This window comes from Stenotrophomonas sp. Ker107b, from assembly GCF_053847245.1.
In genome coordinates this window covers 825,237-847,006 of the sequence record NZ_JBSPHX010000001.1, presented here as the reverse complement: position 1 = coordinate 847,006, position 21,770 = coordinate 825,237, and the positions used below count along the sequence as shown (strand labels likewise).

Below are 21,770 nucleotides of genomic sequence, written 5' to 3'. Positions count from 1 at the left end.
CGCTTACGAGCTGCAGGACAGCATCGAGCAGCCGGCCTTCACCCGCGCCCACTCGGGTCGCTTGGCCGCGAAGTGTTCGCGCCCCGGCTGCGCTTCATACGGCCGCCGCAGCACCTCCAGCAGCGTATGCACGCCGCTCAGGTCGCCCTGCTCCGCCTGTTCGATGGCCTCTTGGGCGAGCCAGTTGCGCAGCACGTAGACCGGATTGGCGCGGCCCATCTGCTGCTGACGCGCCTGTGCACTCAGGCCATCGCCGCGCAGGCGCAGCGCGTACTGCTGCAGCCATGCCTGCAGCGACGGCAGCACTGCGTCGCGACGGGCCGGGCTGTAGAACGCCTCCTCCAGCACCACCACGGAAGGCGATGCAGGATCGAGCGCCATCAGCCCACGGAAGGCCAGGGTCATGTCCATCTCGCCCTCGTGCAGAATCTCCAGCCACGCCGCCATCAACGCCACATCGTCATCGCGGCAGGTGTCCAGCCCCAGTTTCGCAGCGATATCGGCGCGCTCGCAGTCCGCGTGCACCTGCTGGAAACGCGCCAGCCCGTCATGCAGCGGGGTGACATCCTCGAACAGCGGTGCCAAGGCCTGCGCCAGCCGGGTGAGATTCCAGTACGCCACCTGCGGCTGCGTGCCGAAACGATAGCGTCGGCCCTGCGCGTCGGTGGTGTTGGGGGTCCACTCGGGATCGTAATCCTCGACCCAGCCATATGGACCGTAATCGATGGTGAGCCCGAGAATGGAGAGGTTGTCGGTGTTCATCACCCCGTGCACGAAGCCGACGCGCATCCAGTGCGCAACCAGCACCGCGGTGCGTTCGCAGATCTCGGCGAACCAGCGTGCATGGCGCGCCTCGCCCGCCTCTGCCAGCGCAGGAAAATCGCGCGCGATGCAGACATCGGCCAACTGCCGCAGCAACGTCGTGTCACCGCGCGAGGCCGGCAGTTCGAAGCTGCCGAAGCGGATGAACGACGGCGCGACGCGACACACGATCGCGCCGGGTTCGGCCTCGGGGTGACCGTCGTAGAACATGTCGCGCACGACGGCATCACCGGTGCCGACCAGACTCAGCGCGCGCGTGGTCGGCACGCCAAGGTGATGCATCGCTTCACTGCACAGGAACTCGCGGATGGACGAGCGCAGCACCGCACGCCCGTCGGCGCCCCGCGAGTACGGTGTGCGCCCGGCGCCCTTCAACTGCAGCTCCCAGTGCGCCCCGTCCGGGGTGAGCAGCTCGCCCAGCGAGATCGCACGGCCATCGCCGAGCTGCCCCGCCCAATGGCCGAACTGATGGCCACCGTAGTTGGCCGCCCACGGTGCCATCCCGGCATACAGCGCATTGCCGCCGAACACCCGCGCGAAATCCTCGCTCTCGATCAGGTCCTCGCCCATGCCCAGCAGCGTGGCCACCTCAGGTGAGTACGCCAGCAGCTGTGGCGCGGCGACCGGCGTCGGCATCACCGAGGACCACGCGGCCTCGCGCACCTCCCGCACGCGCGGGCCGGTTTCCGGGTCGCCGGGCAGGTCACGGATGAAACGGTTGTCGAAACGCAGGGGCTGGGTATTCATAGGCATGAAATGGGGGCAGACCGGCTGCCCCGCAAGTTCAGCGCGAACCGCCGCCGAGGTTCAACGGGCCGCCGCGCTCCACCGCACGCTGGTACGCCGGGCGCTGCTCGATCCGGGCCAGGTACGCCTGCAGCCGTGGGTAGGCGGCCATGTCGCCACCGCGCGCGGCGGCGGCCTGGATCGGGAAACTCATCTGGATATCGGCCGCGGTGAAGCGTTCACCGGCAAACCACGGCGCCTGGCCGAGCTCGCGTTCCATCCAGTCCATGTGCAGCTTCACCTGAGGACGCACGAAGCCGTTCAGCGCCTTGTCGGCAATGGAGCGCGCGATCGGCTTGGCGAAGAACGGCATCGGCGCGTTGCGCAGCCGCGAAAACACCAGGGTCATCACCAGCGGCGGCATCGCCGAGCCTTCGGCATAGTGCATCCAGTAGCGGTAACGCACGCGTTCGGGCGCCTGGGCCGGCATCGGCTCGGGGGAGAGCTGGCGGCCGCTGTCGTAGCGGTCGGCGAGGTATTCCAGGATCGCGCCGGATTCGGCCAGGACCAGCGCGTCGTCCTGCAGCACCGGCGACTTGCCCAGCGGGTGCACGTCGCGCAGCGCTTGCGGTGCCAGCCAGGTCTTCGGATCGCGCTGGTAGTTGACGACCTGGTACGGCAGGCCCAGTTCTTCGAGCATCCACAACACGCGCAGCGAGCGCGAGTGGTCCAGATGGTGCACCTTGATCATCGAGGGTTCCGCAGGGTCAAAGCGGCATCGTAACCGGGCTACCGGCACGATGACGTCTTCAACGTGTGCTGCGGTGGCGATGGCCGAATGCCGCCCAATAAAAAACGCCGGAAGCTTTCGCTTCCGGCGTTTTAGGCGACCTTACGGTTGCGGGGGGTCGATTAGACCGCCTGCACCTGGTCAGCCTGCATACCCTTCTGGCCCTGCACGGCGACGAACGTCACCTTCTGGCCTTCCTGCAGCGACTTGAAGCCGGTGCCCTGGATCGCGCGGAAATGCACGAAGAGGTCCGGGCCGCTTTCCGGGGTGATGAAGCCGAAGCCCTTGGCGTCGTTGAACCACTTCACGGTGCCCTGCTGACGATCAGACATGTACTAACTCCTGAAACAATAGTTGAAATAATCGCGGCCGCCGCGTATCGGAGCCGAGACTGAGTTGCAGGCGTTGGTAAAGCGGATCGATGAGCAGATCGTGAGATCAACTGCACCAGGCCACGATTCACGGTGACCCTAGCAAACACAGTGTGGGTGACGATACTCGTGTTTTACCGAAAAAGCGATAGCTGGTTTATTCAGCCATCCCCCCTTCCCGCCTGACAGGACAAGGGGTCGGGCGATCCTACACGAAATTGCGGCCCCTATTCAGATTTTTCCTACCTTAAGATCAGCCAAATGACTGACGTACCGACCCCTAAAGTTCACATCTGGGTGGACGCCGACGCCTGTCCGGCCGTCATCAAGGAGATCCTGTTCCGGGCCGCCGAGCGCGCCGGAATCGGGATGACCCTGGTCGCGAACCACTGGCTGCGGACCCCTCCGTCCCGTTTCATCCGCGCGATCCAGGTCCCACCGGGCCTGGATGTGGCCGACAGCGTGATCGTCGAACGGGTCCAGCCAGGCGATCTGGTCGTCACGCAGGACATCCCGCTGGCGGCCTTGGTGTTGGACAAGAAGGCCGTCGCATTGAACCCGCGCGGCGACCTGTACACCCCGAACAACATGGCCGAGCGGCTGTCGATGCGCAATTTCATGGAGGAATTGCGCGGCTCCGGTATCCAGACGGGTGGCCCTGCGCCGCTGCATGCGCGCGACAAGCAGGCCTTCGCCGCGCAGCTGGACCGTTGGCTGGCCAACCGTTCGGCAAGATGAACGGACGGATGGCCGGTCGAGGGTCCGGCGTGGCGGAGAGTCGCGGCCCGGTAGTGCCGGCCGCCGGCCGGCTCCTCCGTAGCGCTTGGTGACCACCACTCACCCCGGCAGCCGGCCAGCGGCCGGCCCTACAGGTGAAGCGACAACCCGCTGGTGAACGTGCGCCGCTCCCCGGTCAACGGGTCATCGAACGCCAATTCCTTGGCCAGCAGCTGCAGCGGCGCGTCCGCCGGCGCATCCGCGTGCAGCTCCGGGTACAGATCGTCGCCCAGGATCGGCGCGCCCAGCCCCGCCATGTGCACGCGCAGCTGGTGCTTGCGGCCGGTCACCGGGTGCAGTCGGTAGCGCCAGACCGGTCCGGTGCCGCCGATCACCTCGATGCGGGTCCGCGCATTGGGCTCGCCGGCCGCCTCGGCCATGCGGAAGAACGGCTCTCCCGGGACCAAGCGGGTCTGCCGCTCCAATGGGAACGGCAGTTCGGGCAGTCCCGGCGCCAGCGCTTCGTACACCTTCTCAATGCGCCGCTCGCGGAACAGGCGCTGGTAGGCATCGCGGCTGTCTGGCCGGGTGGAGAACAGCACCAGCCCGGCGGTCAGCCGGTCCAGGCGGTGCAGCGGCACCAGGTCGCGGTTGCCAGTGCGCGCCACCAGCCGCGCCAGCAGCGTCTCGCGCACGTAATCGCCGGCGGGCGTGACCGGCAGGAAGTGCGGCTTGTCGGCCACCAGCAGGTGCGCGTCCTGGTGGACGATGGCCTCGGCGAAGGGAATCACCGGCTCATCGGCCACTTCACGGAAATACACGATCTCCAGCCCCACCTGCCAGGCCTGATCCGGCGCGAGCGCCCTGCCCTGCGCGTCCTGCACCCGCCCCCGGGCGAAGCGGTCTGCCCACTGCGCGCGGTTGATGCGCGGAAAGCGCGCGCACAGCCCGTCCAGCAGGCTCGGCCAGTCGCCGGGGGGCAACTGCAGGCGGCTGGGTGCGGGGGCAGCGAGGATCGGATCGGACGGGCTCATGGCGAACCATTATCATGGCGCTCTTTGTTTCAGGTATCCCCATGGCCCTCACCGCCACCATCCGCAAGGCCGAACTGCAGATCAGCGACATGGATCGCGGCTATTACGCCAGCCATACGCTGACGCTGGCCCAGCACCCGTCCGAGACCGACGACCGCCTGATGGTGCGCCTGCTCACCTTCGCCCTGAACGCCGATGACCGGCTGGAGTTCGGCCGCGGCCTGAGCGTGGACGACGAGCCGGACCTGTGGCGCCGCGATTACACCGGTGACGTCGAGCTGTGGATCGAACTGGGCCAGCCCGACGAGTCGCGCCTGCGCAAGGCCGCCGGCCGCGCGCGTGCGGTGCAGCTGGTCACCTACGGCGGCCGCGCCGCCGATATCTGGTGGGACCGCAACGCCTCCGCGCTGAAGAAGCTGTCCACGCTGGAGGTCATGGACCTGCCGGGCGAGTTCGTCACCGAATGGGGAGCGCAGATCGAACGCACGATGCAGTGGGACGTGCAGATCCAGGACGGCGAAGTGCAGTTGACGTCGGACAAGGCGCAGCTCAGCGTCATCCCCACCTGGCGCAAGCAGAAGCCGCAGGCGTGAGTGTGATCCGCTGTGATGTGCTGGTCATCGGGGCCGGCGCTGCCGGACTGATGTGTGCGATGACCGCCGGCAGGCGCGGGCGCCTGGTGCAGGTGATCGACCATGCCAACAAGGTGGGCAAGAAGATCCTGATGTCCGGCGGCGGGCGCTGCAACTTCACCAACACCGGCACCACGGCGGCCAACTTCCTGTCGGCCAATCCGCACTTCTGCAAATCCGCGCTGGCCCGCTATACGCCGTGGCATTTCATCGAGATGGTGGAGCGGCACGGCATCGCGTATCACGAGAAAGAGCTGGGCCAGCTGTTCTGCGACATCTCCTCCAAGCAGATCGTGAAGATGCTGGTGGACGAATGCCAGGCCGCCGGGGTGCAGATCCGCACCGACTGCGGGGTGCAGAAGGTGGAGCGCGGCGCGGACGGCTTCCACGTGCACACCGCGCAGGGGCACTTCCATGCCGCCTCGCTGGTGGTGGCCACGGGTGGCCTGTCGATCCCGAGCATGGGCGCGACCGGCTTCGGCTACGAGCTGGCCCGCCAGTTCGGCCATGAGGTCCTGCCGACCCGCGCCGGGTTGGTGCCGCTCACCCTGAGCGGCACGCACCAGGAGCGCTTCAACGATCTCAGCGGGGTGGCGCTGCCGATCACGGCGCGCTGCAACGAGGTCGAGTTCCGTAATTCCATGCTGATCACCCACCGCGGCATCAGCGGCCCGGCGATCCTGCAGATCTCCTCCTTCTGGCAGCCCGGCGATGAGCTGCGGCTGGACCTGCTGCCGGGCCAGGACGCGCTGGAGTGGCTGCGCCGGATGAAGGCCGAGCGCGGTGCCGCCGAGCTGCGCACGGTGCTCTCGGAGGTGCTGCCGCGCCGGTTGGCGCTGCGCCTGTGCGAGCACTGGCTGCCGGACCGGCTGGTGCGCCAGATCGACGAGCCCCAGCTGCGCCAGGCCGCGGAACTGCTGCAGAATTTCCCGCTGGTGGCCAGTGGCACCGAGGGCTACCGTACCGCCGAGGTGACGCTGGGCGGGGTCGACACCCGCAAGGTGTCCTCCAGTACCTTTGAATCGCAACTGGTTCCCGGCCTGCACTTCATTGGGGAGGTGCTGGACGTGACCGGCTGGCTGGGGGGCTACAACTTCCAGTGGGCGTGGGCCTGTGGCCATGCCGCAGGCAGCGTGGCCTGAGCCGGAACCAGCGTTCCGTGATCGGCTACCGTTTGCCGCATGGACGTAGTCACACGCATCGTGTATCAAGTTTGCAGTCCGGGGAGTAGTGAATGCAGAACGCGAATGACATGACGGTCCGCCTGCTGATCGTGGACGACAGCGGCGAGAACGCCGAGACCATCGTCAGCACGCTGCGCAACAGCGGCATCGCGGTGCGCCCGATGCGCCCGCAGCACAGCGAGGAACTGGCCCAGGCACTGGGTACCCAGCCGATCGACCTGGTGCTGGTCGCCGCCGCGCAGAGCATCCCGCTGCTGCAGGTGACCCAGCAGATCGCGGCCAGCGGCAAGGACATCCCGATGATCCTGCTGGCCGAATCGATCGATGAGAACGAGTGGGTCGAGGCCGGCGCCAACGGCATCCGCGCCATCGCCCTGCGCCACCGCCCCGAGCACCTGCTGGCGGTGGTCCGCAACGAATGGATCGATCTGCACGCGCGCCGCGGGCTGCGCCGGATCGAGGCGCAGATGCGCGAGACCGAGCGCCGCTGCGATGCGCTGATCTCGTCCTCGCGCGACCCGATCGCCTACATCCACGAAGGCATGCACATCCGGGCCAACGAGGCCTACCTGGAGATGTTCGGCTACGAGACCTTCGACGATGTGGAAGGCATCTCGCTGCTGGACATGGTCGCCCCCCAGCACGTGGACGGTTTCAAGCAGCTGCTCAAATCCATGAGCAAGGGCGATGCGCCGCCGCCGCAGTACCAGGTGGATGCGCGCAACCAGGACGGCGCCGTGTTCGCCGCGACCATGGAGTTCACCCAGGCCAGCTACGAGGGCGAATCCTGCCTGCAGGTGGTGTTCCGCCGGCGCATGGAGTTCGATCCGGAACTGGCGCGCGAGGTCGAGGATCTGCGCCAGCGCGATCAGGTCACCGGCCTGCTCAACCGCCCGACCTTCATGCTGCATGTCGAAAACGCGGTGGCCCAGGCCGGCCGCAGCGAGGGCCAGTTCGGCCTGCTGCTGATCGAGCCGGACCATTACGCGCGCCTGCTGCCGGAGATCGGGCTGGACTCGGCCGATGCGCTGATCGGCGCCCTCGCCCGCGTGCTGGCCCAATCGGTTGGCGACACCGCACAGGTGGCCCGCTTCGGCGAGCACAGCTTTGCCGTGCTGACCGAGGCCCCCTACGCGCAGACCGTCGCCCTGGCCGACCATATCCGTGAGGCCTTCGCCGCGCAGGTGTTCAGCATCGGAGAGCGCTCGGCCACCGTGACCGTCAGCGTGGGCGGTGTGCAGGTGGGCGAGAAGATCGCGAGCATCGGTCAGGTGTTGGCGCGCGCGACCGAGTGCACCCAGGCCGCACTGGAACTGGGCAACACCACCCGCGTGTTCGATCCGGCCGCGGTGGACCGCGTGGAAGAAGAGCGCATCCAGCACTGGGTGACCCGCATCCGGCAGGCACTGGACGGCGATGGCTTCCAGCTGCACTACCAGCCGGTGCTCAGCCTGCAGGGCGAGGCGCTGGAGTTGTACGAGGCCTACCTGCGCCTGGACCACAACGGTGAGCTGCTCAGCCCGAACGCGTTCCTGGGTATCGCCGAGGACCATGGCCTGCTGGCCGACATCAACCGCTGGGTGGTCACGCACGCGATCGGCATGCTCGCCGCGCGCAAGCGCGAGGGCCATGTCACCCACATGATGGTCAAGATCACCCCGGAGTCGTTCAACGACCCGCAGATGATCGCCACGCTCCGCCGCGAACTCGAGGCGCAGGGCGTACCGGGCGAACAGCTGTGGCTGCACGCGCCGGAGGCCAAGGTGTTCACCCACCTGCGCAATGCCCAGCAGTTCCTGGCCGCGGTCGCCCCGTTGGGCTGCCGGATCGGTCTGGAGCAGTTCGGCTCAGGACTGGATTCGTTCCAGCTGCTGGCGCACTTCCAGCCGCAGTTCCTCAAGCTGGACCGCGACTTCACGTCCGACTTCGCCCGCACCCGCGAGCACAGCGAGAAGATCAGCGAGATCACCGCGCGTGCGCAGGCCGCCGACATCCGGACCATCGCCGAATTCGTCGCCGATGCCAACTCGATGAGCCTGCTCTTCAGCGCCGGCGTGGATTACGTGCAGGGTGAGTTCGTCGGCCCGGCCGGCCCGGTGATGAACTTCGATTTCAGCTGAGGGGAAGCGTCACGACCCACGGTCGTGACCTGCCGTCTCCCGCGCATCAGGGGCCGCACCGCCCGGGCATCAACGGACGCGCCGCGCGGCCATCCGGGCACGCACCGCACCGGTGGATGCCGACCGTTGGTCGGCATCCCTCCTTCCGGTCAGGCCATCTCGACCAGGTTCGGAATCTTCACGTCGGTGGCAACATCGGCGTCGTAATCCACGCCTTCCACGCCGAACCCGAACAGACGCAGGAAGTCGGCCTTGTAGCCGGCCAGATCGCTGATCTCGTACAGGTTCTCGTTGGTCACCTGCGGCCACAGCGCGACCACTTCGCTCTGCACCTCCGGCGCCATTTCCTTGTAGTCCGCGCGCAGGCGGCCGGCATCATCGATCAGCTCGACCTTGCGGCCGCCATCGGTGACCAGATCGTGGCGCAGGCGCTCGGTTGCGATGCCTGCGTCCTTGCCGCCATAGAGGATGTCGTACAGCGTATCGAGCTGCTCGATGCAGCCTTCATGCGTGCCCTTGGCCTTCATCACCTTGAACAACAGCGACAGGTACAGCGGCATGGTCGGAATCGCCGAGCTGGCCTGGGTGACCACCGCCTTGAGCACCGACACGCGCGCATCGCCACCGATCGGGGCCAGCTTCTGGCGCAGGCCGACGACCTTCTCGTCCAGATCCTTCTTGGCCGCGCCGATGGAGCCGTTCCAGTAGATCGCCTGGGTGATTTCCTCACCCACGTACGTGAAGGCCGTGGTGGTCGCGCCCTCGGCCAGCACACCGGCCTCGAGCAGCGCATCGATCCACATCTGCCAGTCTTCGCCACCCATCACGGCAACGGTGCCGGCGATCTCTTCCGGGCTGGCCGGCTCGATCGTGGTCTCGGTGATCACTTCCTTGTCGGTATCCAGGCCGCGCAGCGTGATCGGCGCACCGATCGGCTTGAGCGTGGAGCTGATCACTTCACCGGTCTTGGGATGCTTGCGGCGCGGCGCGGCCAGGCTGTACACCACCTGGTCGACCTGGCCGAGGTCCTGCTTGATCAGCTCGATGACCTTGGCCTTGACCTCATCGGAGAAGGCATCGCCATTGACGCTCTTGGCGTACAGGCCGGCCTGCTCGGCGTACTTGTGGAACGCGGCGGTGTTGTACCAGCCGGCGGTGCCGGGCTTGGTCTCGGTGCCCGGACGCTCGAAGAACACGCCCAGCGTGGCGGCATCACTGCCGAAGGCGGCGGTGATGCGCGCCGCCAGCCCGTAGCCGGTGGAGGCGCCAAGCACCAGCACCTTCTTCGGGCCGTTGGCGATCTTCGGCTTGGACTGGATGTAATCGATCTGCTGCTTGACGGCCGCATCGCAGCCGACGGGATGGGTGGTGACGCAGATGAAGCCGCGCACACGCGGTTTGATGACCATGTAAACCTCGAGGGGGACTGGCGCAGGGCGGACCGGCGCGATGAAAAGGGAGGTCGCGCGCCACCGGAGCGGCTGCGCGGAACGCAAGGGATCGTAGTGCGCAGCGCTGCGGAGTACAACCGACGGGGGTGTATGTTCCTTGTGGCCTGGGACCAGTGAGGGCAGGACGGGACGCGCCGTAAATCCGTCCGTGGAGGCTCGACACCCGCATCCATGCGGGTGACGGTCCCGCCCTGCCCTCACCGGCCCCTGCCTGACACACGGCCGCTGCGGACGGGAGAGCCGCCACGCATGGCGTGGCTCTACACGGAACACCTGGCGTCATGACGAGTGCATTGGATGCTGAATCCTGGAGATTGGCCGACTGTCGCCGAACCAGGATCGCGCGTGCAGAGAGTCAGCAATGCCAAGACCGATTCTTGCCCCACGTGGATCCACGCCAGCGCGGGTGCCGTTGCTTTGCTTTGCTTTGCTTTGCTTTGCTTTGCTTTGCTTTGCTTTGCCTTGCTTCGCTCTGCCCTACCAACCGTCATCCAGCCCCCTGCCTGGAGGGTGACGGATAGCGATGTGCAGGACCGTTGGAGCGCCATGGATGGCGCTCACGAGCCCCCAGGGATGGGTTTACGGCGGGTCCAGCACAGCGCTATCCGTCGCCCTCCAACAGTGAGCACCCAAGGCGCCGCTCTGGCTCTGGCTCTGACCCCGAACAAAAAGAAAGGCCGCGCAATGCGCGGCCTCCCGGATGTTTCAAACCACCAGAAACCTTACGGACGACGCTCCAACGCTTCCACGTCCTTCGCCTTCGGCAGCAGATCCTGCTTGGTCACCGCCAGCGCGCCCATCGTCAGCAGCGGGCAGGCAATGAAGATCGACGACAGCGTACCGATCACCGCACCGATCATCTGGCTCAGCGCCAACCCTTCCAGCGAACCACCGCCGTACAGATACAGCGCCAGCACCGACAGGAAGAACACCAGCGAAGTGATGATCGTGCGCGACAGCGTCTGGTTGATCGACCGGTTCATCACTTCCAGCGGCTCCACACGCAGGCTGCGGAAGTTCTCACGCACACGGTCGAACACCACGATGGTGTCGTTGATCGAGAAGCCCATCACCGACAGCAGACCTGCCAGCACGGTCAGATCGAACTCACGGCCGCTCAGCGAGAAGTAACCCGCCACCACCAGCACGTCGAACAGCGTGGTGATGATCGCCACCATCGCGAACTTCCACTCGAAGCGGAAACCGATGTAGATCAGGAAGCCGATCAGCACGAACAGCGCCGCGTACAGGCCGTTCAGCGCCAGCTCTTTACCGACCTGCGGGCCGACGAACTCGGCGCCCACGATGGCGGCCTGGTTGCCCTCCATCGAGATCGCCTTCTGCACGGCCTCTGCGGTGCGGTTGTTGGCCTCACCGGCGTTCTCGCCTTCGGCCATTTCCTGCGGCTGCAGACGGATCAGCAGGTTGCTGCCGCTGCCGAAGCTCTGCACCTGGGCACCGGCATAACCGGCGCCTTCCAGATGCTCGCGCACGGCATCGACGTCAGCGGGCTTGTCGAAGCGGACTTCGACCACGGTGCCGCCGGTGAAGTCCAGCGCGTAGTTGAAGCCCTTGAAGGCAATGCAGCCGATGGCGGCAATGAACACCAGCGCCGCCAGACCGATGGCCACCCAGCGGGTGCGCATGAAGTCGAACTTGGTGTCGTTCGGGATCAGATGCAACGGGAAAAGTTTCATGGTTTCTATTCGCTTCCCGTCAAATGGCCAGGGTCTTGAGCTTCTTGCGGCGGCTGTAGACCAGCACGGCAAGGGCACGCGAGACGGTGATTGCAGTGAACATGGAGGCCAGGATGCCGACGATCATCGTCACGGCGAAGCCCTTCAACGGACCGGTACCGAACGCATACAACGCCACACCCGCCAGGATGCCGGTGAGGTTGGCGTCCAGGATGGTCCCGGAAGCCTTCTCGTAACCGGCCACGATGGCCGTCTTGGGCGGCATGCCGGCCCGCAGCTCTTCACGGATACGTTCGTTGATCAGCACGTTGGCGTCGACCGACAGGCCGATCGACAGCGCCAGACCGGCGAAGCCGGGCAGCGTCATCGTCGCGCCGAACAGCGACATCACCGCCACCACGATCAGCAGGTTGAACAGCATGGCCACCGAGGTGATCACGCCGAACATGCGGTAGTACACGGTGAAGAAGACCAGGGTGAACAGGAACGCGAAGCCGACCGCGGTCACGCCGCGCTCGACGTTCTCCGCACCCAGGCTCGGGCCGACGATGCGTTCTTCAACGAAGTCCATCGGTGCAGCCAGCGAACCGGATTTCAGCAGTTTGGCCAGATTTTCCGCCTCGGTCTTCTCAAGGCCGGTGGTCTGGAAGTTCTTGCCGAACACGCCGTTGATATTGGCGACCGAGATCACTTCTTCCTTGACGCGGAAGCTGCGCACTTCCTTGCCATCGACCACGTTCACGGTCGGGATGCGCTCGGTGTAGACCACCGCCATCGGCTTGTTGACGTTGGCGCTGGTGAAATCAAACATGCGCTGGCCGCCGACATTGTTCAGCGTCACGCTCACCGCCGCGGCGCCGTTCTGGTCGGTGGTGGCCTGTGCGGCGACCATCTGGTCACCGGTCACGATCACGCGCTTGTTGAGCAGGATCGGGCCGCGATTGTCACGCTGCTGGTAGACCTTGGCCTCCGGCGGGATACGGCCGCTGGTGATCGCGTCCTGGGCATTGCCCTCGACCACGGCGCGGTACTCCAGCGTCGCGGTCGCACCGATCATGCGCTTGGCTTCGGCGGTGTCCTGCACGCCCGGCAGCTGCACGACCACGCGGTCGGCGCCCTGGCGCTGGATGATCGGCTCGGCCACGCCAAGCTGATTGACACGGTTGCGCAGCGTGTTGACGTTCTGCTCGATAGCGCCGTTGGCGATCGCGGTCAGTTCCGCCTCCGGCATGCTCACGGTGATGCGGTTGCCCGCCACCTCGTAGCCCAGCGTCGGCTGCGCCTTGACCATCACTTCGCGGGCACGCGTGGCGGCATCGGCACCGGCGGACGGGCTGATGCTCGCCACGATGGTGTTGTCGCCACGGCGTTCGACCGACTGGTAGGCAATGCGGGCATCGCGCAGGCTGGTGCGCACGTCTTCGGCGTAGGCGTCCAGACGCTTGTCCAGTGCGGCCTTCTGGTCGACCTGCAGCACGAAGTGCACGCCGCCCTGCAGATCCAGGCCCAGCACCATCGGCTTGGCGCCGAGGTCGCTCAGCCACTCCGGCACGGTGGAGGCCAGGTTCAGGGCAACCACGTAGTCCTCGCCCATCTCGTCGCGCAGGGCGTCGTTGGCGGCGGTCTGCGCCTGCAGCGTCGGCAGGCGCACGATCAGGCTGTCGCCTTCCTTGGCCACCGACAACGGCTCCACGCCGGCCTGCTTGAGGTCACCCAGCACGCGGTCGCGCAGGGCGTCGTCGATCTGCCCGCCACGGTTGGCGGTGATCTGCACGGCAGGGTCCTTCTGGTAGATGTTGGGCAGTGCGTACAACGCACTGACCGCCAGCACGATCAGGATGAGGAAATACTTCCAGCGTGGAAATTCGAGCATTGCTTGGGTCCCGCGCGGTGCCCGTCCCGGCACCGCGGTTGAACGGAAAGGGAGTGGATCAGTTGGCCGACTTCAGCGTGCCGGTCGGCAGCACATTGCCCACGGCGCCCTTCTGCACGCGGATGCGCACGTTCTCGGCCACTTCGATGGTGATGAAGTTGTCGCCGATGTCGGTGACCACGCCGGCGATGCCGCCGTTGGTCAGCACTTCGTCACCGCGCTTGACCTTCTCCAGCATGGCCTTGTGTTCCTTCTGGCGCTTCATCTGCGGGCGGATCATCAGGAAGTACATGATCGCGATCAGGATGATCGGGAACAGCAGGGTGGTCAGACCCATGCCCTGCGGCTGGCCACCGGCGGCCTGGGCGTTGGCGGTGGGAATGAGGAAGGCGAGCAGGTTCATAGTGTGTCCTTGGGTTGGGAGGCGCCCTGCCCCTTGAAGGGTCAGGGAGTCGCCGCGAAACGGGGGTCAGCCTCGAAGTATGCCATGGCCCCGGGAGTTCGTCCTTGGGCCGTTTGGCAGGGTCGGCGCGCCGGATCGGCCGGCGGGGGTCACTTTACAGCGCAGGCGTGACCGCTCCACGAGCCGCGTAGAAAGACTCGCGGAAGGCGGTAAAGGTTCCCGCCGCGATCGCGGCACGCATGTCGGCCATCAACGTCTCGTAGTAATAGAGGTTGTGTATGGTGCCCAGCATCGGTGCCAGCATCTCGTTGCAGCGGTCCAGATGGCGCAGGTAGGAGCGCGTGTAGCCGCTGGTGCAGGCATGGCAGCCGCAGCCCGGCTCGATGGTGTCCATGTCGCGCTCGTAGCGGGCGTTGCGGATGCGTACCGTGCCGAACGAGGTGAAATAGTGGCCGTTGCGGGCATTGCGGGTCGGCATCACGCAATCGAACATGTCCACGCCGCGGGCGACGCCTTCGACCAGGTCTTCCGGTCGCCCGACGCCCATCAGATAGCGCGGGCGATCGGCCGGCAGGATCGGGTGCATGTGGTCGAGCATGGCGTTGCGTTCGTGCTCGGGCTCGCCCACGGCCAGGCCGCCGATGGCGTAGCCGTCGAAGCCGATCTGCTGCAGGCCCTCGGCCGAGCGGCTGCGCAGGTCGTGATGGACGCCGCCCTGGACGATGCCGAACAGCGCCGCGTCATTGCCCAGTTCATCGTGCGCGTTGCGGCTGCGCTGCGCCCAGCGCAGGCTCAGTTCCATCGAGGTGCGCGCGACCGGCTCGGTGGCCGGGTACGGGGTGCACTCGTCGAAGATCATCACCACGTCCGAATCGAGCACCTTCTGGATGCGCATGCTCTCTTCCGGGCCCAGGAACACGCGGGCGCCGTCGGTCGGCGAGGAGAAGGTCACCCCCTGCTCGGTGATCTTGCGGCGGTGGGCCAGCGAGAACACCTGGAAGCCGCCGGAGTCGGTCAGGATCGGGCCGTTCCAGCGCGCGAAGCCATGCAGGCCGCCGTGGTCGGCGATCACGTCCAGGCCCGGGCGCAGGTAAAGATGGAAGGTGTTGCCCAGGATGATTTCCGCACCCAGCGCGCGGATCTGCTCCGGCAGGATGCCCTTCACCGAGCCATAGGTGCCCACCGGCATGAAGGCCGGGGTTTCCACGGTCCCGCGCGGGAAGGTCAGGCGGCCGCGGCGGGCGCGACCGTCGGTGGTCTGGAGCTGGAACTGGAGTCGGGACATGGAGCGGTCATTCGGGCAGATAGTCTGCCATTGTCGCCGAAAACGGCCGCGCCTGCCCCGCTGCCCTCATTCCCCCTGCGGGAACAGCAGCATCGCATCGCCATAGCTGAAGAAGCGGTACTTCTCCGCGATCGCGGCCTGGTAGGCCTCAAACACCCGGGCCTGGCCGGCAAACGCGGAGATCATCATCAGCAGCGTGCTTTCCGGCAGATGGAAGTTGGTCACCATCGCGTCCACGCTGCGGATCCGGTAGCCCGGGGTGATGAAGATCTGGGTTTCCCCGGCATACGGCAGCAGTTCGCCCTCGCGCATGGCGCTTTCCAGTGCACGCACCACGGTGGTCCCGACGCCGATCACCCGTCCGCCGGCAGCCCGGGTGCGGCGCACCTGCTGGACCAGCTCGGCGCCGACGTTCAGCCATTCGCGGTGCATCACGTGTTCTTTCAGATCGTCCACGCGGACCGGCTGGAAGGTGCCCGCGCCCACGTGCAGTGTCACGTGACCGAAGTCGACGCCCTTGTCCTTCAACGTGGCCAGCAGGGCCTCATCGAAGTGCAGGCCGGCGGTCGGGGCGGCCACCGCGCCGATCTCGCGCGCGAACACGGTCTGGTAGCGCTCGCGGTCATCCACGCCCGGCTCGCGCTGGATGTAGGGCGGCAGCGGCAGCCGGCCGGCATGCAGCAACCATTGCTCCAGGGCCTCGGGCACGTGGAACTGCAACACATAAAACTCGCCGTCGCGGCCCAGCACCTCGGCCTCGCCACCGCCGTCGAGCGCGATGCGGCTGCCCGGCTTGGGCGATTTACTCGCGCCGACCTGGGCACGCGCCTGCTGGCCACCGAGCAGGCGCTCGATCAGGATCTCGACACGGCCGCCGCTGGCCTTCTGGCCGAACAGACGGGCCGGGATCACGCGGGTGTCGTTGAAGACCAGCAGGTCGCCTGCGCGCAGCAGATCAGGCAGATCGCGCACCTGCCGGTGTTCGAAGGCAGCCGGGGCCGGCGGCACCACCATCAGGCGGCTGGCCGAGCGTTCGGCAAGCGGCGCCTGGGCAATCAGTTCAGGCGGGAGGTCGTAGTTGAAATCGGACTTCTTCAAGGCAGCGCACGGCAACGTGTAGGCAATGTCGGCCATTGTACGACTGGCCCTCGGTGGCAACGCAGAATTCGGCAAACGTCGCGCAAAATGCTGCTATGCAACAGCGTTTTGCGGGGTTATCGCGCGAAAAACCGCGTGCTAGCATCGAACCGGAAGTCTGATGCACGAGCAGGAATGCCCGAAGCGCGCGCGAATAAACGCGCGTTTTGCTTTTCCGCCGTGCCGCCAATCGTTTCAGGAGATCTGCAATGAGCTTCATCGAACGCCTCGCCCCCCTTCGCGCCCAGCCCGGCACCCGCCTGACCACCGGCCTGGATGACGCCACCCTTGAACGCCTGGCCGCCGGCCACCCCGCCCTGGTCGCTGCCATTGAGGCTGCCGCTGCGGAGTTCGACCGCGTGCGCGCCGAGCTGGGCGATCTGCTGGCCCTGGACGAACGCGCCCAGATCGAGGCGATGCAGGACGGTTTCGTCAATTTCTATGCCGATGATGCGGTCACCCCGTACGTCGCCCTCGCCGCCCGTGGCGCGTGGGTGGTCACCTTGAAGGGTGCGGTGCTGTACGACGCCGGCGGCTACGGCATGCTGGGCTTCGGCCATACCCCCGAGGCGGTGATGGAGGCGATGGCCGCGCCGCAGGTCATGGCCAATGTGATGACCCCCAGCCTCTCCCAGCAGCGCTTCATCCAGGCCCTGCGCAAGGAAATCGGCCACCGCCGTGGCGGTTGCCCGTACAGCCACTTCATGTGCCTGAATTCTGGTTCGGAAGCCGTGGGCCTGGCCGCCCGCATCGCCGACGTCAACGCCAAGCTGCAGACCGATCCGGGCGCCCGCCACGCCGGTGCGAAGATCAAACGGGTGGTGGTGAAGGGCAGCTTCCACGGCCGCACCGACCGCCCGGGCCTGTATTCCGATTCCAGCCGCAAGACCTACATGCAGCACCTGGCCAGCTACCGTGGCGAGGACACGGTCATCGCGATCGCCCCGTATGACGAAGACGCGCTCAAGCGGGTGTTCGCCGAGGCCGAGCAGAACCACTGGTTCATCGAGGCGGTGTTCCTGGAGCCGGTGATGGGCGAAGGCGACCCGGGCCGCTCGGTGCCGCCCTCGTTCTATGCGCTGGCCCGCGAACTGACCCGCCAGCACGGCAGCCTGTTGCTGCTGGATTCGATCCAGGCCGGCCTGCGCGCGCACGGCGTGCTCTCGATCGTGGATTACCCGGGCTTCGAAGGCCTGGACGTGCCGGACATGGAGACCTATTCCAAGGCGCTCAATGCGGCCCAGTTCCCGCTCTCGGTGCTGGCCGTGACCGAACATGCCGCGCAGCTGTACCGCAAGGGCATCTACGGCAACACCATGACCTCCAACCCGCGGGCGCTGGACGTGGCCTGCGCCACGCTGTCGCTGCTGACCCCGCAGGTGCGCGAGAACATCCGCGTGCGCGGCGAGGAAGCCGTGCGCAAGCTGGAACAGCTCAAGACCGAGCTGGGCGGGCTGATCACCAAGGTCCAGGGCACCGGTCTGCTGTTCTCCTGCGAGCTGGCCCCGCAGTTCAAGTGCTACGGCACCGGCTCCACCGAAGAGTGGCTGCGCAACCACGGCATCAACGTGATCCATGGCGGCGAGAACTCGCTGCGCTTCACCCCGCATTTCGGGATGGACGGTGAGGAACTGGACCTGCTGGTCGGCCTGGTCGGCCGCGCGTTGAAGGAAGGTCCGCGCCGGGAGCAGTCGCAGGCGGCCTGAGTTTGGCCTCCGTGCGGGCCTGAACCCGCACGGAGGGCACCGGCGCCCGATTGGCCCCCGCGCCCGAAACGCGCGATAATCCGCCACCGCACCTGCGGAACGACACCCCGTCACGAGACCAGCGCACCGGTCATCGGCGGGGCTTTTTCGTTTCCGGTCGCTACAGATTCGGACAACAGGAAGATCCAATGAAGTCGATTTGCGTTTACTGTGGTTCCAACCCCGGCAGCAAGCCGGTCTACACCGAGCGCGCCATCGCGCTGGGTGACCGCATCGCCCGCGACGGCCTGCGCCTGGTCTACGGCGGCGGCAACGTCGGCCTGATGGGCACCGTGGCCAATGCCGTACTTGAAGGCGGCGGTGAAGTCACCGGCGTGATCCCGCAGCAGCTGGCGGACTGGGAAGTGGCCCACCGCGGCCTGACCGAGCTGGAAATCGTCGGTTCGATGCACGAGCGCAAGTCGCGGATGTTTGATCTGTCCGATGCGTTTGTCGCCCTGCCCGGCGGCTTCGGCACCATGGAAGAAATCTTCGAGATGCTGACCTGGCGCCAGCTGGGCATCGGCAACAAGCCGTGCGCGTTCCTGGATGTGGACGGCTTCTACGCCCCGCTGATCGGCATGATCGATCGCATGGTCGAAGAGCGCTTCCTGCACCCGGCCCAGCGCGCGGACCTGTGGTACGGCTCGGACATCGACGAGATGCTGGCCTGGATGCGCGCCTACGAGCCGGCGCAGGCCTCCAAGTGGATCGACGAAAAGCGCGCCAACGCGCTGCGCTGATCCACCCGCTGCCGTAGCGGTTCAGGCCGCTGCGGCAGCGTCCATCGGGGCCGGACGGCCGAGCAGATAGCCCTGGCCGTAATCGCAGCCGAGCTGCAGCAGCGTGTCGTGCTGGGCCTGGGTCTCGATGCCCTCGCCGATTGTTTCGATGCCCAGCGTGCGCGCCAGCGACAGCACGCCCTGCACCAGTGCGTGCGTGCTCTGCATGTCCTGCCCGTGCAGACCGGCAATGAAGGACTGGTCGATCTTCAACGTCGAAATCGGGAACCGGTGCAGGTAGGACAGCGCCGAGAAGCCCGTGCCGAAATCATCCAGCTGCACCAGCACCCCGCGCTCGCGCAGCGTCTGCAGGATGCGCAGCGTGCGTGGACCATCGTCCAGCAACGCCACCTCGGTGATTTCCAGCCGCAACCGGTGCGGGTCGGCACCGGCCGCCTCGATCAGCCCGAACAGCCGCGTGCTGAAATCGGCCGAGCGGAAGTGCCGTGGCGACACATTGACCGAGAGGTAGCCGCGGCCGCCACGGGCCAACTGGGTGATGACCTGCTCGTACAGCAGCCAGTCCACCTGCTCGATCAGGCCACTTTCTTCGCCCAGATCGAGAAACGCACTCGGCAGCAGCAGCCCGCGGCGTTCGTGCTGCCAGCGCAGCAGCGCCTCGTGGCCGACCAGCTCACCGTCGCTGAGCCGCATGATCGGCTGGTAGTACGGCACGAAATCCCGGTTGATGATGGCCCGGCGCAGGTCCGCCTCCAGATCCAGGCTGCGCAGCGCCTGCTCACGCATGGCCTCATCGAACACCGCACAGCGTTCATTGCCCTGCGCCTTGGCGCGGTACATCGCCGCATCCGCGTCTCGCACCAGCTCTTCGCCATTGCGGTAGCGCGGGTTCCACATCGCAATGCCCAGGCTGCCGGAGGGGAACAGTTCGCGCCCTTTCACCCACATCGATTCTTCCAGCGCGACCAACATGCGTTGTGAGAACTCCAGCGCCGACGCCAGGCCATCGCCACACTGGAGCAGGATCGCGAACTCATCACCGCCCAGCCGCGCGACCACGTCCTGCGCGGACATCATCGACACGATGCGCTTGGCCACCTCCACCAGCATCTGATCGCCCGCAGCATGTCCGATGCTGTCGTTGACCAGTTTGAAGCGGTCCAGATCCAGGAACAGCACCGCGAAACCGTGACCCTCGCTGCCACGCGCGCGCGCGATCGCATCTTCCAGCCGATCCAGCAGGTGCAGCCGGTTGGGCAACCCGGTCAGCGCATCGTGCATGGCCTGGTGGGTCAGGCGCTGCTCCGCACGCAGGCGTTCGCCGATCTGGCCCAGCAGCTTGTCGTTGACGTCGGCCAGCTCGCGGGTGCGCTCGTCCACGCGCTTTTCCAGGTCGGCATGCGCGTTGCGCAGCTGCTCCTGGTCGCGCTGGCGCGCCAGGCCGTTGCCGATGTTCTGTGCGACGAACGTCAGCAGGCGCTGATCGTGTGCAGTGAACACCACCTCCGGCGAGTAACTCTGCACCACGATCACGCCCACCACATCGTCATCGCTCAACAGCGGCACGCCGAGCCAGCACTGCGAACGCGCACCGAACTCGCGGACAACACCACTGTCGCGCAGCGCATCGATGCGCTCACGATTGGCAAGCAGCGGCTGGCGGTTGCGCACGATGAACTCGGTCAGCCCCTCGCTGAACGGTCGTGGCGCGCGCGAGGGGTTGTATTCGTCCACGGAGTAGACGAACTCCAGCCCATCGCCGTTCTCGTTGACCAGCGCGATATAGAAATTGCGCGCGTCCAGCAGCGTGCCGACCACGCCATGCACCTGACCGTAGTACTGCGACAGCGACGCGGCGCTCATCGCCAGCTCGGCGATGTTGAACAGGGCCATCTGCAGCTTTTCGGCGCGGCGACGTTCGACCACTTCGTCCTGCAGGTTACGATTGGCGCGCTGCAGCTCCAGCGTGCGCCTTTCTACCTGACGCTCCAGCTGGACCTGCGCCTGGCGCCGGTCCATCGCAGTAAGGATGTGCTGGGCGACATAGCCCAGCAACGTGCGATCGGCCTCGCCATAGCGCGCGCGGTGCTCATAGCTCTGCACCACGATCGCACCGCAGACGCGGCCGTCGCGGAGCATCGGCACGCCCAGCCAGTCCAGGCTTTCCGGCCCGCGCTGCCCCTGCTCACCCTCCATTTCGGCCAGCAGCTCACTGGACGGACCGCTCAACGGCTCGCCATGCCGCAGCAGCGCGAAGGTCAGGCTGCGCGGCATTTCGTGTTCTTCGTAACTGCGGTCCGGATCGGCGACGAAGTCGTCCTTCTGGTCGGCGAAGTACAGGAACCGCACCCGATGCCGGATATCGTCGTACTCGACGATGAAACAGTTCTGCGCGTACATCAGGGAATTGAGCACGCGATGGAAATGCCGCAGCATCTCGGCCATTTCCAGATCCGCACCGGCCAGATCGGCGATTTCGTACAGGGCCTGCTGCAGGCGTTTGGATTCCTCCAGCGAGGCGATTTCGCGGCGCTGCCGGGCCAGCGACAACGTGCCCTGGAACAGACTGCGCGCGGCCGCCCACCAGCTGTCGGCAGGCGCGTCGCCGCAGGGCAGTGTCACGCTCAGCGTCAACTCGGCGCCGATATGCGTCCAGGATTGCTGCGAGGCCATCGCGGCAGCGGGCTCATGCCGGCGTGCCGGGGCCGGGTCTGCGCCGTGGCGATCCCCGTCTGGATGGCATTGGGTGCCCTCGCCGAGGACCGGATCCGACCAGGCCAGCGCGACCACGGCGCCACCGGGCAGCAGGGCGCACAACGCCCTGGCGACGGCGGCAGGGATCACCGCATCACCATCGCATTGCACTGCAGAGGTCATCATCTGACTGGACACGTTGCTCATCCCTACGGGTACCGGCTGCACGGCACCTCCCCTGCCTGCGAGCATAACGCGCCGACCGGGGGGAAATGGAAGCGCATCAACCCCATCGGCCGCCGATGGACGTTGTTCCTGTTGTCTCCCAGGCCATCCCCATGCCCCC

Annotated in this window: 17 protein-coding genes; 6 read left to right on the top strand and 11 right to left on the bottom strand. The window is 66.5% G+C overall.

The genetic code is table 11. The features are described from left to right. Positions 1 to 3: 3 nt before the first annotated feature. From ACWV8V_RS04075 to ACWV8V_RS04065, 3 genes are all read right to left on the bottom strand, one after another. On the bottom strand, positions 4 to 1,569 hold the full coding sequence (locus ACWV8V_RS04075; RefSeq protein WP_455898996.1) for a protein adenylyltransferase SelO: 1,566 nt from the start codon (positions 1,567 to 1,569) through the stop codon (positions 4 to 6). A 37-nt stretch (positions 1,570 to 1,606) separates the two neighbouring features. After that, positions 1,607 to 2,299, bottom strand: a complete 693-nt coding sequence (locus tag ACWV8V_RS04070) for a glutathione S-transferase family protein (RefSeq protein WP_259260414.1) — start codon at positions 2,297 to 2,299, stop codon at positions 1,607 to 1,609. 161 nt (positions 2,300 to 2,460) lie between these two features. Next, positions 2,461 to 2,670 (bottom strand): cold-shock protein, encoded by a 210-nt coding sequence (locus tag ACWV8V_RS04065; RefSeq protein WP_017356920.1) that lies wholly within the window; start codon positions 2,668 to 2,670, stop codon positions 2,461 to 2,463. A 300-nt stretch (positions 2,671 to 2,970) separates the two neighbouring features. On the opposite strand from ACWV8V_RS04065, the gene ACWV8V_RS04060 reads away from it, so the two are divergent. Continuing rightward, positions 2,971 to 3,447, top strand: a complete 477-nt coding sequence (locus ACWV8V_RS04060; protein WP_455898995.1) for a YaiI/YqxD family protein — start codon at positions 2,971 to 2,973, stop codon at positions 3,445 to 3,447. A 128-nt stretch (positions 3,448 to 3,575) separates the two neighbouring features. On the opposite strand, the gene ACWV8V_RS04055 is transcribed toward ACWV8V_RS04060, so the two are convergent. Beyond that, on the bottom strand, positions 3,576 to 4,460 hold the full coding sequence (locus ACWV8V_RS04055; RefSeq protein WP_455898994.1) for a pseudouridine synthase: 885 nt from the start codon (positions 4,458 to 4,460) through the stop codon (positions 3,576 to 3,578). Between the two features lie 41 nt (positions 4,461 to 4,501). Between ACWV8V_RS04055 and ACWV8V_RS04050 the strand changes: the two genes are divergently transcribed. The 3 genes from ACWV8V_RS04050 (at position 4,502) to ACWV8V_RS04040 (ending at position 8,396) form a co-directional block, all read left to right on the top strand. Continuing rightward, a complete protein-coding gene (locus ACWV8V_RS04050; protein WP_123729025.1) occupies positions 4,502 to 5,053 on the top strand; it encodes a YaeQ family protein in 552 nt (183 codons plus the stop codon). Beyond that, positions 5,050 to 6,234: an NAD(P)/FAD-dependent oxidoreductase gene (locus ACWV8V_RS04045; protein ID WP_455898993.1), complete on the top strand. Its 1,185-nt coding sequence runs from the start codon at positions 5,050 to 5,052 to the stop codon at positions 6,232 to 6,234. The genes ACWV8V_RS04050 and ACWV8V_RS04045 overlap by 4 nt, the downstream gene beginning before the upstream one ends. A gap of 92 nt (positions 6,235 to 6,326) precedes the next feature. Next, the gene (locus tag ACWV8V_RS04040; protein ID WP_455898992.1) at positions 6,327 to 8,396 is read left to right on the top strand and encodes an EAL domain-containing protein; all 2,070 of its coding nucleotides are present in this window, start codon (positions 6,327 to 6,329) and stop codon (positions 8,394 to 8,396) included. 149 nt (positions 8,397 to 8,545) lie between these two features. On the opposite strand, the gene fabV is transcribed toward ACWV8V_RS04040, so the two are convergent. The 6 genes from fabV to queA form a co-directional block, all read right to left on the bottom strand. Continuing rightward, positions 8,546 to 9,805 (bottom strand): enoyl-ACP reductase FabV, encoded by a 1,260-nt coding sequence (fabV, locus tag ACWV8V_RS04035; protein WP_455898991.1) that lies wholly within the window; start codon positions 9,803 to 9,805, stop codon positions 8,546 to 8,548. Between the two features lie 764 nt (positions 9,806 to 10,569). Continuing rightward, the gene (gene secF / locus ACWV8V_RS04030; protein ID WP_121042091.1) at positions 10,570 to 11,544 is read right to left on the bottom strand and encodes a protein translocase subunit SecF; all 975 of its coding nucleotides are present in this window, start codon (positions 11,542 to 11,544) and stop codon (positions 10,570 to 10,572) included. A gap of 19 nt (positions 11,545 to 11,563) precedes the next feature. Next, positions 11,564 to 13,417, bottom strand: a complete 1,854-nt coding sequence (gene secD / locus ACWV8V_RS04025; RefSeq protein ID WP_455898990.1) for a protein translocase subunit SecD — start codon at positions 13,415 to 13,417, stop codon at positions 11,564 to 11,566. Positions 13,418 to 13,475: 58 nt separating this feature from the next. Next, positions 13,476 to 13,820: a preprotein translocase subunit YajC gene (yajC, locus tag ACWV8V_RS04020; RefSeq protein ID WP_019183141.1), complete on the bottom strand. Its 345-nt coding sequence runs from the start codon at positions 13,818 to 13,820 to the stop codon at positions 13,476 to 13,478. Positions 13,821 to 13,974: 154 nt separating this feature from the next. Beyond that, positions 13,975 to 15,105 (bottom strand): tRNA guanosine(34) transglycosylase Tgt, encoded by a 1,131-nt coding sequence (gene tgt / locus ACWV8V_RS04015; RefSeq protein WP_121042085.1) that lies wholly within the window; start codon positions 15,103 to 15,105, stop codon positions 13,975 to 13,977. Positions 15,106 to 15,171: 66 nt separating this feature from the next. After that, positions 15,172 to 16,239 carry a tRNA preQ1(34) S-adenosylmethionine ribosyltransferase-isomerase QueA gene (gene queA, locus ACWV8V_RS04010; protein WP_455898989.1) on the bottom strand — a complete coding sequence of 356 codons (1,068 nt, stop codon included), beginning with the start codon at positions 16,237 to 16,239 and terminating at the stop codon, positions 15,172 to 15,174. Positions 16,240 to 16,451: 212 nt separating this feature from the next. Here queA and ACWV8V_RS04005 point away from each other — a divergent pair, with 212 nt between their 5' ends. Next, positions 16,452 to 17,948: an aminotransferase class III-fold pyridoxal phosphate-dependent enzyme gene (locus tag ACWV8V_RS04005; protein ID WP_455898988.1), complete on the top strand. Its 1,497-nt coding sequence runs from the start codon at positions 16,452 to 16,454 to the stop codon at positions 17,946 to 17,948. 188 nt (positions 17,949 to 18,136) lie between these two features. Beyond that, a complete protein-coding gene (locus ACWV8V_RS04000) occupies positions 18,137 to 18,730 on the top strand; it encodes an LOG family protein (RefSeq protein ID WP_123729018.1) in 594 nt (197 codons plus the stop codon). A gap of 21 nt (positions 18,731 to 18,751) precedes the next feature. Here the strand turns inward: ACWV8V_RS04000 and ACWV8V_RS03995 are convergent, their stop codons facing one another. Continuing rightward, positions 18,752 to 21,631: an EAL domain-containing protein gene (locus ACWV8V_RS03995; protein ID WP_455898987.1), complete on the bottom strand. Its 2,880-nt coding sequence runs from the start codon at positions 21,629 to 21,631 to the stop codon at positions 18,752 to 18,754. Positions 21,632 to 21,770 lie beyond the last annotated feature (139 nt).

Bases quoted from the DNA above. Each gene is read 5' to 3' on its own strand.
- queA (WP_455898989.1), bottom strand. From the start codon at position 16,239: ATGGCCGACATTGCCTACACGTTGCCGTGCGCTGCCTTGAAGAAGTCC.
- tgt (WP_121042085.1), bottom strand. From the start codon at position 15,105: ATGTCCCGACTCCAGTTCCAGCTCCAGACCACCGACGGTCGCGCCCGC.
- fabV (WP_455898991.1), bottom strand. From the start codon at position 9,805: ATGGTCATCAAACCGCGTGTGCGCGGCTTCATCTGCGTCACCACCCAT.
- ACWV8V_RS04000 (WP_123729018.1), top strand. From the start codon at position 18,137: ATGAAGTCGATTTGCGTTTACTGTGGTTCCAACCCCGGCAGCAAGCCG.
- ACWV8V_RS04055 (WP_455898994.1), bottom strand. From the start codon at position 4,460: ATGAGCCCGTCCGATCCGATCCTCGCTGCCCCCGCACCCAGCCGCCTG.
- ACWV8V_RS04070 (WP_259260414.1), bottom strand. From the start codon at position 2,299: ATGATCAAGGTGCACCATCTGGACCACTCGCGCTCGCTGCGCGTGTTG.
- ACWV8V_RS04050 (WP_123729025.1), top strand. From the start codon at position 4,502: ATGGCCCTCACCGCCACCATCCGCAAGGCCGAACTGCAGATCAGCGAC.
- secF (WP_121042091.1), bottom strand. From the start codon at position 11,544: ATGAAACTTTTCCCGTTGCATCTGATCCCGAACGACACCAAGTTCGAC.
- ACWV8V_RS04065 (WP_017356920.1), bottom strand. From the start codon at position 2,670: ATGTCTGATCGTCAGCAGGGCACCGTGAAGTGGTTCAACGACGCCAAG.
- ACWV8V_RS04040 (WP_455898992.1), top strand. From the start codon at position 6,327: ATGCAGAACGCGAATGACATGACGGTCCGCCTGCTGATCGTGGACGAC.
- ACWV8V_RS03995 (WP_455898987.1), bottom strand. From the start codon at position 21,631: ATGAGCAACGTGTCCAGTCAGATGATGACCTCTGCAGTGCAATGCGAT.
- ACWV8V_RS04060 (WP_455898995.1), top strand. From the start codon at position 2,971: ATGACTGACGTACCGACCCCTAAAGTTCACATCTGGGTGGACGCCGAC.
- ACWV8V_RS04075 (WP_455898996.1), bottom strand. From the start codon at position 1,569: ATGAATACCCAGCCCCTGCGTTTCGACAACCGTTTCATCCGTGACCTG.
- secD (WP_455898990.1), bottom strand. From the start codon at position 13,417: ATGCTCGAATTTCCACGCTGGAAGTATTTCCTCATCCTGATCGTGCTG.
- ACWV8V_RS04005 (WP_455898988.1), top strand. From the start codon at position 16,452: ATGAGCTTCATCGAACGCCTCGCCCCCCTTCGCGCCCAGCCCGGCACC.
- yajC (WP_019183141.1), bottom strand. From the start codon at position 13,820: ATGAACCTGCTCGCCTTCCTCATTCCCACCGCCAACGCCCAGGCCGCC.